The sequence below is a fragment of the Chelatococcus sp. GCM10030263 genome, from assembly GCF_042666455.1.
In the GTDB taxonomy this organism is placed as follows: Bacteria; Pseudomonadota; Alphaproteobacteria; order Rhizobiales; family Beijerinckiaceae; genus Chelatococcus.
Genome location: NZ_JBHTDB010000002.1, coordinates 1 through 16,179 on the forward strand (window position 1 = coordinate 1; position 16,179 = coordinate 16,179).

Annotated in this window: 12 protein-coding genes; 8 read left to right on the top strand and 4 right to left on the bottom strand. The window is 63.3% G+C overall.

Annotated features, from left to right (window positions below; all coding sequences use genetic code 11):
• The 4 genes from ACFQU1_RS00010 to ACFQU1_RS00025 form a co-directional block, all read left to right on the top strand.
• On the top strand, window positions 1-357 hold a 357-nt coding region (locus ACFQU1_RS00010), incomplete at its 5' end, for an autotransporter outer membrane beta-barrel domain-containing protein (RefSeq protein WP_378128156.1).
• A gap of 11 nt (window positions 358-368) precedes the next feature.
• Window positions 369-722, top strand: a complete 354-nt coding sequence (locus tag ACFQU1_RS00015) for an invasion associated locus B family protein (RefSeq protein ID WP_378128157.1) — start codon at window positions 369-371, stop codon at window positions 720-722.
• A gap of 375 nt (window positions 723-1,097) precedes the next feature.
• On the top strand, window positions 1,098-1,520 hold the full coding sequence (locus ACFQU1_RS00020) for a hypothetical protein (RefSeq protein ID WP_378128158.1): 423 nt from the start codon (window positions 1,098-1,100) through the stop codon (window positions 1,518-1,520).
• Entirely contained in the window at window positions 1,517-2,083 is a 567-nt protein-coding gene (locus tag ACFQU1_RS00025) for a hypothetical protein (RefSeq protein ID WP_378128159.1), read from the top strand. The genes ACFQU1_RS00020 and ACFQU1_RS00025 overlap by 4 nt, the downstream gene beginning before the upstream one ends.
• A 137-nt stretch (window positions 2,084-2,220) precedes the next feature.
• On the opposite strand, the gene ACFQU1_RS00030 is transcribed toward ACFQU1_RS00025, so the two are convergent.
• Both ACFQU1_RS00030 and ACFQU1_RS00035 read right to left on the bottom strand, forming a co-directional pair.
• Window positions 2,221-3,039: a hypothetical protein gene (locus ACFQU1_RS00030; RefSeq protein WP_378128160.1), complete on the bottom strand. Its 819-nt coding sequence runs from the start codon at window positions 3,037-3,039 to the stop codon at window positions 2,221-2,223.
• Between the two features lie 60 nt (window positions 3,040-3,099).
• The gene (locus ACFQU1_RS00035) at window positions 3,100-3,378 is read right to left on the bottom strand and encodes a hypothetical protein (RefSeq protein ID WP_378128161.1); all 279 of its coding nucleotides are present in this window, start codon (window positions 3,376-3,378) and stop codon (window positions 3,100-3,102) included.
• A 113-nt stretch (window positions 3,379-3,491) separates the two neighbouring features.
• On the opposite strand from ACFQU1_RS00035, the gene ACFQU1_RS00040 reads away from it, so the two are divergent.
• The 4 genes from ACFQU1_RS00040 (at window position 3,492) to ACFQU1_RS00055 (ending at window position 8,281) form a co-directional block, all read left to right on the top strand.
• A complete protein-coding gene (locus ACFQU1_RS00040) occupies window positions 3,492-5,303 on the top strand; it encodes an adenylate cyclase (RefSeq protein WP_378128162.1) in 1,812 nt (603 codons plus the stop codon).
• A 212-nt stretch (window positions 5,304-5,515) separates the two neighbouring features.
• The gene (locus ACFQU1_RS00045) at window positions 5,516-5,923 is read left to right on the top strand and encodes a hypothetical protein (protein ID WP_378128163.1); all 408 of its coding nucleotides are present in this window, start codon (window positions 5,516-5,518) and stop codon (window positions 5,921-5,923) included.
• A 346-nt stretch (window positions 5,924-6,269) separates the two neighbouring features.
• A complete protein-coding gene (locus tag ACFQU1_RS00050) occupies window positions 6,270-7,709 on the top strand; it encodes a DUF1254 domain-containing protein (RefSeq protein WP_378128164.1) in 1,440 nt (479 codons plus the stop codon).
• A gap of 413 nt (window positions 7,710-8,122) precedes the next feature.
• The gene (locus ACFQU1_RS00055; protein WP_378128165.1) at window positions 8,123-8,281 is read left to right on the top strand and encodes a hypothetical protein; all 159 of its coding nucleotides are present in this window, start codon (window positions 8,123-8,125) and stop codon (window positions 8,279-8,281) included.
• A 641-nt stretch (window positions 8,282-8,922) separates the two neighbouring features.
• On the opposite strand, the gene ACFQU1_RS00060 is transcribed toward ACFQU1_RS00055, so the two are convergent.
• Together ACFQU1_RS00060 and ACFQU1_RS00065 are read right to left on the bottom strand one after the other, a co-directional pair.
• Window positions 8,923-9,393 carry an autotransporter domain-containing protein gene (locus ACFQU1_RS00060; RefSeq protein ID WP_378128166.1) on the bottom strand — a complete coding sequence of 157 codons (471 nt, stop codon included), beginning with the start codon at window positions 9,391-9,393 and terminating at the stop codon, window positions 8,923-8,925.
• A gap of 149 nt (window positions 9,394-9,542) precedes the next feature.
• On the bottom strand, window positions 9,543-16,109 hold the full coding sequence (locus tag ACFQU1_RS00065; protein WP_378128167.1) for a hypothetical protein: 6,567 nt from the start codon (window positions 16,107-16,109) through the stop codon (window positions 9,543-9,545).
• Window positions 16,110-16,179: the final 70 nt, after the last annotated feature.

Below are 16,179 nucleotides of genomic sequence, written 5' to 3' on the forward strand. Positions count from 1 at the left end.
ACCGGCGGCGCAGCCGCCCTGACCGGCGGCCGCAAGGACACGAGCACGACCTTCACGACGCTCGGCGTGAGGGCCTCGACCGCCTTCGACCTCGGCAGCGTCACCTTGACGGCGCGCGGCTCGCTCGGCTGGCGGCACGCCTTCGGCGACGACACACCGCTGGCGAGCCTCTCCTTCTCCGGCGGCAGCCCGTTCAGCATCGCCGGCGTGCCGATCGCCGAGGATGCGGCCGTGCTCGACCTCGGCCTCGACTTCGGCATCATGGAGAATGCCACGCTCGGCCTCTCCTATGGCGGACAGTTCGCGACAGACGCCATCGACCAGTCGGTGCGCGGCAATCTCAGCGTAAAATTCTAAGAGGATTTTCTGTGGTCTCAGCTTTGCACAAGTTCGGGCCGATGGCGGNACTCGCGGTGGAGCTGCGCCCGCGTGAGCAGACCGTGGAGGGCACGCTGGTGCTGCCCTTCGGGCTCGACCTCGACAAGGGTGTTGCCTTGCAGGTCGACGACGGCCCGGCGCTCACCCCCTTGCGCTTCCGCACTTGTCTCCCCGGCGGCTGCATCGTCGACCTCGCCTTCGATGCCAAGACCCTGCCGCTCCTGCGCAAGGGCTCCAGCTTGAAGATCAAGACAATCGCCGACGGCGGCAAGGAAACCCAGCTCGCCGTCTCCCTCAAGGGCTTCCCCAGCGCCCTCGACAGAACCACCGCGCTTTCGAAATAGACGCGCGCCTCTTCACGCGCGCCTCTTCACGCGCACGGGGATGCCGCGGCCGGCCTTGGCGCTCCCGATGCAATCAAGTCTTCGGAGCGCTCCGGCTTCAGATTGCCCCCAGGCCCGAGCTTTTGTGCGTAGTTGGCGCATTCTCTCGCGGTGAGGGCGTCGAGGATGCGGCGAAGCGGTGCGAATGGCATCGGTTGTGTGGGGCATGAGACCACGGCCCACCTCCGACGATGCAAATATTAGACTTCAGTCTGATTGCACAAACGGTAGCCAGGTGCGATTGCAAAGTGGGGCTTATAAGCGGCGTTCGTTTCCATAATGCATGGAGACCATGCGCGCTTATATCGAGGCGCGCCGGACGGCGTCGGGGGATGCGTGAACAAGATTTTCGCGATAGCGGGCGCGCTGTGCGCGGCTTTGGCCGTGGCCGCGTGCCAAACGACATCATCGGGCCGTCAAGCGGCCGGCCAGACCTCACCCGGCGTTCCGGCGAATTACAAAGAACTGATCGCCGCGAGCGTCTGGGCTCCATTGAAGGATCCCGACAGCATCGCCGGCGCGGAAATCACAGAGCCTTATCCGGCCTTCATCGGCCTGCTCAATGGCGGGACGCAAAATGTCGTCTGCGTGCGATATGGATTGAAGAAGAGCAGCGGCGGATATTCTGCCAAGAGCACTTATCTGTTCTCATTCAGGAAAGGCGGCATCCAGAACATCGGGACGTTGGTTTACGCCGGATGTGGCAATCAGACGTTTCAGCCGTTTCCCGAGCTGGAGCGAGGGCAAGCGCGAAGGTGAACGCCCTGTTTAGGACTCAAGGTCGTGCACGATTGCGTATACAAGCGCCGCGTCTGACGGAATGGGCGGTCGCGTTGTGCATCGTCTCGGTGATGCTTCCCTTAAAAGTAGTTAGTGCTTCCTTTCTCAAGCTGGACGCTTGTGTTTCGCAAAACTTTGATAAACTTCAAGCCGCTCGCCCCTTCAGCATTCGGCTTGAGCAGACTGGTGTCAAACCGACTGACTCCCCCGACCGCTACCAGCGTTATGTGAGTGCTTTGCAAGCTTTAGTCGATGCGCAGAATGTAAACCCTAAGCATGCCACGTACTTTATGACCAGTCCAATGTATTTTAAAAAAAATGGCTCCCAGTGGACACATTTTGGAGCCGGAGTCCTTTGTGCCCGCAGGATGGGATCCAAGGAAAATCAATGCAGGAATAGAACGTACACCTTTTTTAGACCATTTTCTCCTGAAAAAATGGCCGGAATTGTAATGAGTGACCTTGTGTCATTTATCCCCACAATCCCAAAATGCCCTACCCAGTGGTTGAGCGGCGCACCTCGCCCGGCCGACAGTTGGTAATGGACCGCAATTGCAGCATAACGGAAGGAACGTGCCGTGGGTCACGTGGAGATGCAGGTTTCAGAGCCGGTGTATAACTCGGCAGATGGACAGTGGTGTCAGCGTTAAATACCAGCTGGGGGACCTGTGGCAGTTCGTCAGAAATGGACGGCGACGCTGACGAACGGGCCATGCATCGTCGTGTCGTAACGGAACGTGCCGGTGCGGTTGCCGCTGTCCTCGTAGTCGGTGTAGAGCACGCGATAGCCAACGGCCGTCGAGATCGATTCCGTCCACTTGTAGCCGACGGCCAGGAAGCCCTGCGACGTCAGTTGCGAGCCCACGCCGAAGCCGCCGATATCGGCGAGGGCGTTCACGAACCAGCGTTCATTGATACGGTACTGCAGGGCTAGGCCCACGATGGGATCGAGCCAGTCCTTCGTCTGGTCGTTTTCCAGACTGATGATCGGAAAGGCCCCAGGAATCAGCGTCGTATCGACACTGAGCCGCTGATAGCGCAGGCCGGCGGTGACGCTGAGATCGAGATCGGGGTTGCCCAAGGGCAGGCGATAGCCGGCGATGGCCGAGGCGATGAGGAGATCTTGCTTGAATTTAAGGGTCGGCGCATTGCCGACCTTCAAGGTGGCGTTGTCCGAAAGCTGCGACCAGACGAGATCCGCCAGGATCATCCAGTCGCCGTTCTTGGCAAGAAACGACCCCATCAAGGCGCCATCGAGATTCTCCAGGATGTCGCCGAATGAGGCGTTGACCTTGGCCGGCGGCAGATTGCGGACACCAACCTTGCCATTGAGAGAGGTCAACCAGCCATAAAATGTTGCCTGGAAAGTCCAGCTCGTCGGAACGGGGGCCGGAATGGCCGCCGGCGGTTGCGCCGGCGGGGCGAGATCCGCGGCGAAACCCGACTGCGTCAGAAGGAGCGAACCCAATACACCTGCGAGGACTGTCCTAAAGCGCACGGCACTGATCCTCGCGTCCGATGAACGGGCATCGATAGACTACTGTTTGTGAGGGTGAGATCAATGGCTCTGGCATTGCCTATCCAAGGTTTCGCGGATCTCGGCCGCCAGCCCTGCGACTAGCGTTCGATATTCCGCGCAGCGTTCCTCACCGAGTGGTGTAGGGCAATTCTTCCAGCCCTCCAGCGCCAATTCGGCATCTGCGAGATCGCTGCAGAGCAAACGGAAATTCTCGCTTTGCAGGGCGAGTTCTTCGATGGCCCGGCGCCGGTGGGGAAAACGCCGGATAGCGGCGAGCACACCTCGATGCATCGCAATGGCCTCTGCTACATCGGCCATTTGAGCCCATCGCCGCAAGCTTGGGAGTATGTTACTGTATCAAACGCGATCGAATGGCGAATGGCGAGTACGTCAGCCCAAGGTGAGTGCTGTTTCGCTAAGGAGAGCGGGCTATGTCAGGTGCTGGGGTCTCCCTTGGCGGCGAACCTGCCGTAGCCTCGCATCCCTCGCCGGACGACGTGCGCGCGCAACTCACGCGAATTCTCTCGAACGGGGAATTCAAGGCGCCTGAGCGCGCACGCAACTTCCTCCGTTATGTCGTCGAAGAGACGCTCGCTGGGCATTCGGCGCGGATCAAAGCGTTCTCCATCGCCGTCGAAGTCTTCGGCCGTGACGCGACATTCGACGCGCAGAACGATCCCGTCGTGCGGATTGAAGCGGGGCGATTACGGCGCGCGCTCGAACGCTACTATCTGGTGGCCGGCCAAGACGATCCGATCGACCTCGATATTCCAAAAGGCGGCTACGTACCGACTTTTACATGGAGGCGACTAGAAAAAGCCGCTGCAAGCGCCCCGGAAGGAAACGACAGCATGGCCCCCGTGCCGCACAAGACTTCGCGGCTCGATGCGCACCGGGGGCCTCGGCGCCGGACCGTTATCGCCGCGCTGCTCTGTGCAGGTCTGATCGGCATCGGCATTGTAACAACGGTCGCTGTACTCTTCGGCCGGTCGTCACCCAGCCGAACCGTCTCGCCGGATGGCCCATCGCTGATCGTCCGGCCTTTCGCCGACCTCGGTGGAAGCGGAGATAGTTCTCTCTATGCCGCCGGTCTGACCGAAGAGATCCTGTCGCAGATTGCGCGCTTCAAGGAGTTGAAGGTCGTCGGCAGCGAAACCTCCCGGACTCTGCCCGTCGGGGCGGATGTAGCGCAACTTCAGCGTCAGTTTGGCGTTGGCTATGTCCTTGAGGGAGCCGTGCGCGTCTTTGACGGACGTCTGAGGGTCACGAGCCGTGTCGTCGACGCGGAGAGTTCGGCCGTCATCTGGTCGCAGGCTTATGAGGAGGATCTGCGTTCGAGGGATCTCGTCAGGATCGAGGTGGATATAGCTGGAAAGGTCGCGACCGCAGTCGCGCAGCCTTACGGGATCATCTTCCATGCGGATGAGCAACGCGCCGCGCGCGTGCCGCCAGACGATCTCGCGGCTTACCAATGCACGCTGCGCTTCTACAATTACCGCGCAGTCCTCAGCGCCGAGGCGCACGGCAGCGTTCGCAGCTGTCTCGAACGGGCCGTGGAGCGCCACCCGGCCTACGCCACCGCTTGGGCCATGCTGTCCTACATCTATCTCGATGAGGATCGCTTCGGCTTCAACGTCAAGCGTGGGGAGCCTTCTATCGCCCGCGCGCTCGAGGCTGCCCGTCGTGCCGTGCGCCTCGACCCGGAGAGCACGCGCGCCTTGCAGGCCCTCATGGCTGCGCTGTTCTTCAACGGCCAGGCGGAAGAAGCCTTGCGTGTCGGTGCTCGCGCCTACGTTCTTAATCCCAATGATACCGAATTGCTCGGGGAATACGGTAGCCGCGTCGCTCAGGCCGGGGATTGGCAACGCGGAGCAGCCCTCATCGAGGAGGCGCTCGCCCGCAATCCCGGCAACTCCGGCTTTTACACAGGGATGCTCGGGTTTGCCGCCTATATGCAGGGGGACGATGCCAAGGCCGTCGCGTTGATCCGCCGTGCCGATCTGACCAAGTTTCCGCATTATCATGTCATCGCGGCCCTCATCTACACGCGGGCCGGGCTCACGCAGGAGGCGGCCGAGAGCCGTGCCCGCTTCCTCGCCATGCGGCCGAAGTTCTTCGACGACCTCGAAGGCGAACTGGTCAAACGCAACTTCAACCCGAGGGATCGGCGTATTCTGACCGAAGCGGCGCGCGCGGCAGGCTTTGCAGTACCTATAGCTCCCGCGCCAGCGCTCGGGCCTTAGCTCGTTCTTCAAACCAATCCGCTGACCGCGCTCCTCATCTCGACGAGATGCAATCCGGACGACGTATACGGGAGGCTACAGGCCTCTCCCTCGCGTTTCTGCTAGAGCGGAACCGGTAGGCCAAGCCGTGTGCGAGAGAAGGCATAATGCAATCGTTGACATCCGCGCCTTGGATCTCGGACTGGCTGTGGGGGCTGCCCCTGATCGTTATCGTGGCGATCATCCATGTTCTCGGGCTGGGGGCCATCGAACTCGGCCTCGACCGATGGCTGAAAAGGTCAGAAGGCCTCCAAGGACGCCTCAGCGCTTTCGTCGTCGGGGTGGGGGCGACCGTACTGTCCGCCACCGTCTTGCATGCGGCTGAAGCCGCCGTTTGGGCCGAAGCTTATCTGTGGCTCGGCGCGCTTCCGGATGAGCGGTCGGCAATGCTTTACTCTATCGGCGCAATGACCACCTTCGGACACGCGAGCCTGCATCTTGCGCCCGAATGGCAGATGCTGGGAGCGCTCGAGTCTCTCACCGGCATGTTGCTGTTTGGGCTCACAACCGCGTTTCTTTACGCCACCATTCGAAGCCTTGGCTCGAGCGACGCGCATGCGGCTCGCAAGCAGCTCGGCTGAGCGCCGGGCTGGTGATCCCGCGCTTCGATGAAAGACGTCCCAAGGCGACGCCCACGCCTCTGTAGGCTCCCGTAACCTACTCCTATGCGCTCGCAACTCGGGACATAAGAAGCACAGGCCAATAAGCAAGGCTGTTTGGAAGGCCCGCTACGGTCAGCGCACCGTTGCAGGCAAGGGCCTAGCCCGCTCACCCGATGCCGGTATGGGAGGAGGCCAATGCCGGCGCCGCCCGGGTCGCCCACGGCACAGTGAACGGACGACAACATTCGCCGCTGTCGGTCCTATCGTCAAATGAACCTGAAATCGGCACGGACTTAGGTCCTTGATACACTTGAGGGAGAGCGCAATGAAGATCTCACGCCGTGCCGTCTCGATCGGCGGCCTAGGTTTGCTGGCGTCAAGCTCACTTTCTCCTGCCCGCGCGCTCGACGGCCCAATCGCGGATGCCGTATCGGGCTCTGAGGAGTTCTGGCTGGCCGTAGAAGCTTATATCTTCGGCTATCCGCTGGTCACGATGGAGATGACACGGCGTGTCTTGACGAATGTGCCGAAGGTGGAGGCCAACAAGGGCCCCATGGGGCAGATCATCAAGCTGCGGCAATATCCGAATGCCTCATTCCGTGATGTCACGGCGCCCAATGCGGACACGCTCTATACGACGTCGTTCGTGGATGTGGAGAAGGAGCCATGGGTTCTCTCCATTCCCGATATGGGAGACCGCTATTTCCTGTTTCCCATGCTCGACGGCTGGACGAATGTGTTCCAGGTGCCAGGCAGCCGGACAACGGGCGGCAAGGCGCAGACCTATGCCATCACGGGGCCGGGCTGGCAGGGCACTCTCCCCGAGGGCGTCATCCAATATAAATCGCCGACAAGCATCGTCTGGATCCTCGGCCGTATCTACTGCACCGGAACTCCAGAGGATTACGCCGCCGTTCACGCGATCCAGGATGCCTGCAAGCTCGTCCCGCTGAGCAGCTACGGCAAGGAATGGACGCCGCCGCCCGGCAAGGTCGATCCGAGCATCGACATGAAGACGGCGGTTCGCGAGCAGGTCAACCGCATGGATGCGATCACATATTTCACGCTTCTGTGCGAACTCATGAAGGCTAATCCGCCATCTGTGGCCGATAAGCCTGTTGTCGAGAGAATGGCGCGCATCGGTATCGTGCCGGGTCAAGATTTCGACAAGAGCAAATTCCAGGCCGATTTTCTCGACCGGATCCCGGCCCTCGCCTTCCATCGTATCATGCTCCACTTCAAGTTCAGCGACGGCGACGTCCAGGATATCAATGGCTGGGGCTATACGACCAAGACGGGGCTCTACGGGACCGACTACCTGCAACGGGCGCTCGTCACGGCGATTGGGCTCGGCGCGAACCGCCCGCAGGACGCCGTTTATCCGACATCGCTGAAGCAAGGCGATGGCGTCTTCTCGCGAACCTATGATGGGTCGGAGAAATACGTGCTTACCTTCGGCAAAGATCAAACCCCTCCTGTCCGGGGCTTCTGGTCGCTCACGATGTATGACGACAAGTACTTCTTCGTGGCCAATCCACTCAATCGCTACTCGATTAGCGCGCGCCAGGATTTGAAGCAGAACGCGGACGGCTCAACCGACATCTATATTCAAAACGATTCGCCCGGTCGGGACAAGGAAGCGAACTGGCTGCCGGCACCCAAGGGCAAGTTCATCCTCATGATGCGGCTTTACTGGCCCGACGAGAACAATCCTTCGATTCTTGATGGATCCTGGATCATTCCGCCGGTGAAAAGGCTGGGTTAGTTACAGGTCGAATGGTCCGGAAGCGCGGCTTGAGATCATCGGACTCATGATCGGTGGGTAAGACATTTCCAGTCAGCCCCGTTCTCCTGCGTCAGGATCACGTGTTCACCGCATGCCGGTGAACAGCGGATCGAGCGAGAAGCGGGCGAGGCCATACATGCGGTTGGCCAGCCGCCGCTGGTTCTCGACCATCGCCTGATGGATGACGCGGGCGAGCTTCGCGTAAGAGGGCGGTCACCGTCGCGGCGCCGGTGGCCGGCCCGCCTCGGCGAGCAGGTCGCCTACCGCATTGTCGATACTGCTCCCACGGCTGCCAATCCTCAGCGTAGACAGCTGATTCCTCCACAGTCTCGGCCTCGTTCTCGCTGAGGGCGACACCGCTTGTGCGCCGTTCCGCCCGGATGAACCACTGGGTGGCAAGGCGCCAGATCTGTTTCCTCGCTCAGCTCGATCGCTGGGGCCTTTTCGGCCGTCGCCGCCCGGGCTATCCGCCCGCGCGGCGCCTCGTCGAACTCCGCCTCGACCTTGATCCGCTCGATGCGGACCCGGCGCTTGGCCTCAACGGCGTCTGATGTGCACAGCGAGCGTCGAACTCGCCTTTGCCAAGGATCGGCCGCAGGTCGTCCGGCACGCGGACGCGCGGCCAATACGCTTTCGCAAAGCTGGAGATGTTAGGGTCGCCGCGCCATCAGGTTCGATGCCGATCTGCACCACCTTGTGGACGACCAGCACGACCAACCAACTGACGACGTTTTTCCGAAATCCACCAGCCTGGGTTAGGCTGGTGGAGCTGAGGGGACGAGAACCGGTAAATTGAAATGGCAGCAATATCAATAAGATAGATCAGACTGCGACCGGCGTTCGTACCCGACTTGTGTACCAATTTCGACCGGGCAACATAACACTATGGGGACAGAAGCTGTGGAAGCCGGAGACGTCCAATGCGCAGCGGCGTCGAAACCCTCGGGAGGGTGTCGGACGGATAGCCCGAACACGGTGGTAAAAGGTCATAAACGCCCGCCCGCTGAAATTATCCGGAGCAGTTAGATCAGGAACGGATCGTGTCGGACGCGCTCGTGCGGCCAAATGCGCTAATCTCCTACTCAGGCATCGTTCGTGCCTCGCTCGATGTCCCGCCAGGCAACCAGCGCTCGGGACGCCTTTCGGACGGCCATGCGCCTACTCAGTCGTTTCGCGCCCACTGGCGAAAGCCTCAGAACTTCACGTTGAGCACGCCCTTGACCTGCTGGTCCTGCGCGTCCGGGGCGAATTGCGCCGAATAGGCGACGCCGAGGCTAACGTCCGCGCCGATGTCGAGATCGGCGCCGGCTTTCAGGACGAGCGCGTCCGCGGCGAACGGCAGGCCCGCCACCGTGAAGGGCAGGCTCCCGCCGGCGAAGAGGAAGGATGCGGTCGGGCTGGTGTCGCCGAAGGCGTGCTGCCTGCCGAGTGTGCCGCGCAGCGTCAAGGCCGTCGTAGCGCCGACTACCCAGCCCTGCGCCACCCGCAGCCCCAAGGTCGTGAAGGTCACGTCCTCGCTGTCGCTGAAGCCGAAGAGCCCGGGCGTCCCGCCCTGTTCGGTGAAGGCGTCGCTCTCCAGGTTCACGTAAGCGAGACCCGCGAAGGGCTCGAGCGCCAGGCTGCCCCAGGCGAACCTGTGCCATTCAGCCGCGACTACGTTCACAACTCCGAAGAGGACACCATGACCGAAGTCTCTCAGTCAGCTCCCGCGATTGATTGCAGGCCATCAGGTGCTCGCGCCTTTCCGATCGTCGGCCTAGCTCATGGACAAGTGGGGCTTGAAACACCCCCACCACTTGCGGTTCAACCTCATCAGAAGTGATAAGCAAACCGCGCACTGACGCTTTGGCTGAGATAGGAGCTGCCGATATCGGCCGTGTATCCTACCTTCAGCTCGAAGTCGTCGAGGCGATAGACCTGCAGGCCGAGATCGATCCGCCCAAGAATATCCGGCGTTTCGATATAGTCGAAAAATGTCCCGTTATTGACGGTTTCATTAGCGAAGCTCGCCTCGATCGCGCGCGTGTCGTCCGGCAGATAGCTAACGCCGACACTGGCATAAGGCCGAAGCGTAGTCTGTTCATCCAGATTGATGCGTCCCCCTACTTCCATCATCGCTGAGAGCGCGACGCTCGTCTTGCTGCTGCCCTGGACATCCAGCGCATAAATCGAAGATCCCGATTCCCTCGCAGCCGGCAGGTTCGTGTGGATCACGTCGAAATCGCCATAGGGTCGGACATACAAGTCACCGAAAGTGAACTCATAGCCCGCGCGGAGCCGTGCGCCGGCGAGGAAGATGCTCGGTTTGCTCTCCAGCGTTTCGGTGACACCCGGCAGATTGATCTGGCGGTAGGTGTCAAATGAACCATAAGCCAGGGCTGCCGAACCGGCGAAGTACCACGGGCCTATGGTGCGCTTGAGCGCGACAGACCCATCAACGGTGTAGCCATCGCCCCTGGAACCCCCGTTCATCGTGGCCGAGGTGTCGCCATAGGCGAGGGAGCCACCGAGATACCAGTTGGAGGCGATCTCGTGCTGGCCGCCGATGCGATAACTCGTGGTGGTGACGTCGTATCCCTGGATGCTGCTGGTCGTGCCCTGGTTCGTCCAGCGCCCGGAGATGGTGGCCCAGGCGCAACTGTCTTCGCCGAGCAGCACCCCTTTGTCGGCGAAGACCGGACAGCTCATCGAAGCGCCAAGCATCGCTCCCGCCGTATTGGCGAAGGCGATCGATTGCGCTTCGATATCCTGACCGGAAAATGCGTTCAGCGCGACTGCATAGTCCTGCGCCGTCGCGATCTGCGACAAGTATGCGAAATGCGTGGCGAAGGCCGTGTCCGCGTTCGCCCACGCCCGGGAGAAATAATTGGCGAGCGAAGCCTGGCTGCGGTTGAGAGGAACGCCGGCAGGCGTGAAGTTCGAGCTGGGCGTCACCGACAGGATGTTGCCGGACTGCGTGGCATCCCACCGGAACAGCAGGGAATCCAGCGCATCGGCGGTGGAGACAAGGGTCCCGGCGGTCACCACCGGCACGGTGCCCGGAAGGAGCGTGATCGCTGTTGGAACGATGACGCCATCGATGGAGGCCGAGCCGTCGACCTGCAGGTAATCCGCGGTCTGGAGGAGAGAGTGGATGGTCACACCGAGCTGGCCGGTGCTCGTTTGGGTGAAGTCGCCGGTGATGCGGGTGGCGCGCACCTCGCTCGGCAGCCCGACATTCACGGCGCCATGGTTGACGACGTCGCCTTGCGTCACCGAACCGGTGTTATGGACGCCGCCACCGGTGTTGGTGAACGTGCCGCCGCCCAGGTAGATGGCGCCCGTGACGGTACCGGCATTGGTGGCATTCGTGGTCCCACCTCCTGTCTGCACGATTGCGGTACCGTCGGTGCCGGACATCGTATTGAGCGAGCCGCCAGCGTTGACGGTCACGACATTGCCGTTCCCGTGATTGCTGCCGTTGGGGCTGTCGACCTGGATGGCACTGCTGCCGGACTGAGTGGAGTTGCCGGACTGATCGGACGTGGCGGCTTGGCCACTGCCACCCACCACCTTGCCCCCGACGATGACGCTGACCTGCCCGTTCGAGCCGTTGCTGTAACCCGTGCTTTGCGCAAAGATGCCGATCCCGTTCGCGCCAGTAGCCGAAACGGTGCCATTCGCCGCTATGGTAACGGCGTCGCCGGAGCCGCTGGAATTCGAGACATCGAAGTTGGGGGAGCCTGCATAGAGCGTATTGCCGTTCATGACGAGGCCGCCGCCGCTGCCGATGCTTTGGGCGAGAATAGCGACCGCTCCCGCGCCGCTGACGCTGACGCTGCCGTCGACTTCGACGTCGACAGTCCCGCCATCCCCGTCGTTAGCGCCGGCTGACAGGCTCGACGGCACTGACGTGTCGACCGTCGGGCTGTCCCCGGATTGGTTGACCAGGCGGAGGACACCACCGCCGCCGCCGATCGATTGCGCCACGATGCCGTGGGCCCCAATACCCGTCGTGGCGATCGTGCCTTGGCCGCCCAGGGTGACGTTGACGGCGCCGCCGTCGCTCGAGTTGTTGAACTGCCCACTGCCGCCGATCGTCAAGGTCGGGGAAGCGGAAGAACTCGGCTGGCTTGTCACGATGCCGCCGCCGCCGCCGATGCTCTGCGCCAGGATGCCGAAGGAGTCGTTGCCGGTCGTGGAGATGGCTATGGGGGTATCGGGCGCGGACGGCGCGAACGTGACTGCGCCGCCGGCGCCGCTGGCAAACGCCCCGCCCCCCGCCGAGAGCGACAGTGTTCCCGATTGCTCGAAAGCGCTGACAAACAGGCTGCTTCCGGCGCCTGCGATGCCGCCGCCGCCGCCGATCGATTGCAGGATCACGCCGTCGGCTGCCTGGCCGGTCGTAGCGATGCTGGTGGAATCGGGGTTGTAGTAGCTGAGGTTGACCGTACCGCCGAAGCCGCCTGGGCCGGTGAAACCATTGTCCGTGCCCCCGACCGAGAGCGTGCCCGTCGCACTGTCGGAGCCGTCGGCGCCGATGCCGCCGCCGCCGCCGATGCTTTGGGCGATCACGCCGGCAGCGCCGAAGCCGGCCGTGCTGATGCTGGTATTGTTGTCGTAGGAGCCCCCCTGATTGCCCTGATCCAGCTCGACCGTTACCGAGCCACCGGAACCGGCGGTCGCTCCTTGCCCTCCGATCGCCACATCGGCGTTTACGGTGACATAGGACAGCCCGCCCGTGCCGCTCGCGGCGGCACTCCCGCCCTTGCCGCCGCCGCCGCCGATGCTCTGGGCGACGATACCACCGGCCCAATCCCCGATCGTCCTGATAGGAGCATAGAGTGCCGCCCATACGGTGCCGCCATCGCCCGCGGTCCCACCCCGGCCTCCGATGGAGAGGGTGAAGTTGGCGGCGAACGAGCCATTCGACTCACCCCTGAGAAAGTCCCCCCAGTTGCTCGCCGCCTGGCGCGCATCCAGCCCTTGAACCACCGGGTTGTCCGCCGAGGCGTCGGCTCCGGCCGATCCGCCGAGCCCGCCGCCGCCGCCGACCGACTGCGCGAAGATACCGGTCGCGTCGGCACCATATGTCGTGATGGGCGCCTGCGCGGATACCGTAACGTCACCGCCCGTGCTGCCGCTGCCGCCCGTGGCACCGAGATTGACGGTCGCTCCGGGCGAATAGTTTGTGTTGTTCGCTGTGAAAGACACGCCGACGCCGTAAGAGCCGCCCTGGGATGTTCCGCCGCCGCCGCCGACCGATTGCGCCATCAGGCCGACCGCCCCGGAGCCATAGGTCGTGATGCCGTTTCCGGTAAACAGATCGACCCGCACATCGCCGCCTGCTCCGCCTGTTCCGCCTTGCGAGCCGAGGGTAAGGGTGACCGAGGCGTTCTTGCTGGTACTGAAGCCCTGAGAATTGCTGCTGCCGAACCCCGCGTTGCCGCCGCCGCCGCCAATCGATTGCGCGACGACGCCGTTGGCGAAGTCGCCATAGGTCGTGATCGACGTCGGGTTGCTTCCGTCGGGGTCCGACGTGATATCGCAACCGCTGCTCGAGCAATTGGAGACCGAGCCGCCGAGCACAACGTCGATCTTGCCACCGGCCCCCCCTTGGCTGCCATTGCCGCCCATTGTGAGCGTCGTCACCAGGGATAATGAATTTGAGCCCTCGGGTGCCATGAAATATCCCACCGCCGTCGCGAGCGCCGAGGAGTCGCCGCCGGCGCCGCCGCCGCCGCCGATGCTCTGCGCCAGGACCGCCGTTGAACCCTGGCCGCTGGTGATGATCTGGCCGCCATTCGACAACGCGAATTGCACAGCCCCCCCGTCGCCGCCATCGCCACCCGACCCACCCAGGGCTACTGACGTGGCCACGGCGACCTGAAGGTTGGTTCCCGGCACCGGAATCGCTGTCGCGAGAGACTGGGCGGAGGCCGACCCGCCGAGTCCGCCGCCGCCACCGATGCTCTGGACCACGACGCCGTAATTATCGACCGGCAAGGTGTTGCACGGGAGCGTCGTACAGCCGTCAACGCTGTCGCCGAGCGGCTGCCCGTTGATCAGCAGCGGATTCTGACCCGTCGTGATGGTGCCTCCGCTCATTTGCACTTGAGCCGCCCCGCCATCGCCTCCCCCTCCACCCGAGCCGCCGAGCGCCACCGAGGCGGAGAAAGCAGCCCCGACCGAGGCGGCGAAAGCGTTGCCGCCGGTGCCGCCGCCGCCGCCGATCGACTGCACGACGAGGCCGGGCGACTTGGTCCCGACGGTGGTGAACTTGGGATGCTGGAGGTAGACGACCGCCGATCCGCCATCGCCGCCGCCACCGCTAGTGCCTCCGATGGCTACAGACGCAAAGGGTGCATCGCTGCTGGCATTGCCGGCATTGCCGCCGCCACCGCCGATCGACTGCAGGACAAAGGCGGGCGCCATGTCTCCATTTGTCGTGATGGTCGTGTATTGGTTGCTCGTGCTCGTCACGGCCCCGCCGTCTCCGCCGGCTCCACCTGTGCCTCCAACGCTGGCAAAGACACTGGAAGCGCCACCCCCATCACCACCGCCGCCGCCGATCGATTGTCCGAGGACGCCGATTGCTGAAATGCCGCTCGTCGTGATCGAACCGTAATTGGTGCCGATAGTGACGGCGCCGCCAGCGGAATCGAAGGGGTTGGTGTCGGCGTCGCCGCCGAGCGCGGCAATGGCGCCGCTCGCCTGCCCGCCCGCGCCGCCCGAGCCGCCGATCGACTGCGCCAGGATGCCTTGCGCGTTGGATCCGGTGGTGGTGATCGATCCATCGTGCTGCACGGTCACCGTGCCGGCCGTACCGCTCGACGCGCCGGTGCCGCCGCCGCCGTAGAAGACGCCCTGCGCGTTCCCCCCCGAGCCGCCCGCGCCCGGAATGGATTGAGCCAAGATACCGCGGGCAGTATCGCCAGCCGTGGCGACCCAGCCAGCATTGCTAACCGTCACATCGCCAGCATCGCCGCCAACGCCGCCGTTCCCGGCGGTGCCAATGATAACGCCCACGCCGCCGGCACCGCCGCCGGCGCCGCTGAGGCTCTGTGCGATGATTCCCGAGGAATCGGTACCCTGTGTGCTGATCGAAGAGGCGGTGTCCAGCGTGATCGTCACATCGCCCCCGTTGCCGCCCGCCCCGCCGCTGCCGCCATCAGCGTCCACTCCGCCGATGACGAAGCCGCCGGCACCGCCGCCGGCGCCCACGGACTGGGCGACGATGCCGGGAGAGGAGTTGCCCTGCGTGCTGATCGAGGCGGCAGTCAGGCTGATGTTGATCAAGCCGCCGCTGCCTCCCTTGCCGCCGTCGCCGCCATCGCCGACACCGAAGTCCGAACCGTTCGAACCGCCGATACCGCCCGCGCCGCCGAGGCTGGTCGCGCTGATCCCGGGCGAGGTGCCGCCCGCCGTCTGCAGGGTGACGGGGTTTTGCGTCGTCCCACTGAGAATGATGTTGAGATCGCCAGTGACATTGCCGCCGACACCGCCATTGCCGGCATCATCGGAGTCGATATATCCGGAGTTGGTTCCGCCCGGCCCGCCGGCCCCGCCCACAAGGTACGCGGCGATGGCCGGTGAAACGGTGCCGTCCGTCGTTATCGAGACCGGCTGCGTCGCCGCGGTGACATAGATCGCGTTGGTATGTCCGTCGGGATAGTCGTAGCCGGTGACGCTTCCGCCAGAACCGCCATTGTTGTACCCATGTGAGTTGTCCGCAACGCAGCTGACCTGACATCCGCCCGTCCCGCCGGTCCCTCCCAGTGCGAAGATTACGAGCCCGGCCAGGGAGTCGCCAACCGTCCCGACATTCGCGTCCGTGACCTCGATTTGCGCCCCACCGGCGCCCCCGCCATTGCCGCCGCTGGCGTATGTGTCCCCGCCCCCATATGCGCCGTTGCCGCCTTGGGCCGTCGCCAGGACGCCGCCGCCGGTGATGGCGCCGTTCCAGTAGGATGGCGGGGGATTGCCGGTCTGAATGACGGTCACGCCCGCGCCCAGGGTGAGGACGGACAGCGCCGCGTTCGCGAAGCCACCGTCACCACCGTTGCCCTCCGAATACTGGGAGGCTCCGCCATTCCCGGCAATAGCTCCCACTATGACGCCATAAGTGGGGTATTTGCTGTTGCTGACGTTGACGTATTCGACCGATGTATTGAAACTCCAAGGGAGTGCGACGCCGTTGACTCCGGCGCCATTTTCCCCAACGCCGTTTTCGTCATAGCCGCCGTTCTGCCCGTAAGAGATCTTCTGGAGCTGGCTGCAGCCAGTGCTGCCATGTGTCGTAACCCCCTCGCAAAATGTTTGGCTTTGCGCCTCTGTATGGGGAGCGGCGAGCCAGACGGCTCCTCCGAGAACGCAGACACAGAAGCCCTGCCGGATCATGCTTTGCTTTCCTAGCATCCCCAATCCTCAACACTGCGGTCCGGATTCGAGTGGCTAGGTGTATCGGATG

Excerpts from the sequence above, each read along its gene's own strand:
- ACFQU1_RS00035 (WP_378128161.1), bottom strand. The coding sequence starts at position 3,378 with ATGGCCGATGTAGCAGAGGCCATTGCGATGCATCGAGGTGTGCTCGCC.
- ACFQU1_RS00040 (WP_378128162.1), top strand. The coding sequence starts at position 3,492 with ATGTCAGGTGCTGGGGTCTCCCTTGGCGGCGAACCTGCCGTAGCCTCG.
- ACFQU1_RS00050 (WP_378128164.1), top strand. The coding sequence starts at position 6,270 with ATGAAGATCTCACGCCGTGCCGTCTCGATCGGCGGCCTAGGTTTGCTG.
- ACFQU1_RS00065 (WP_378128167.1), bottom strand. The coding sequence starts at position 16,109 with ATGATCCGGCAGGGCTTCTGTGTCTGCGTTCTCGGAGGAGCCGTCTGG.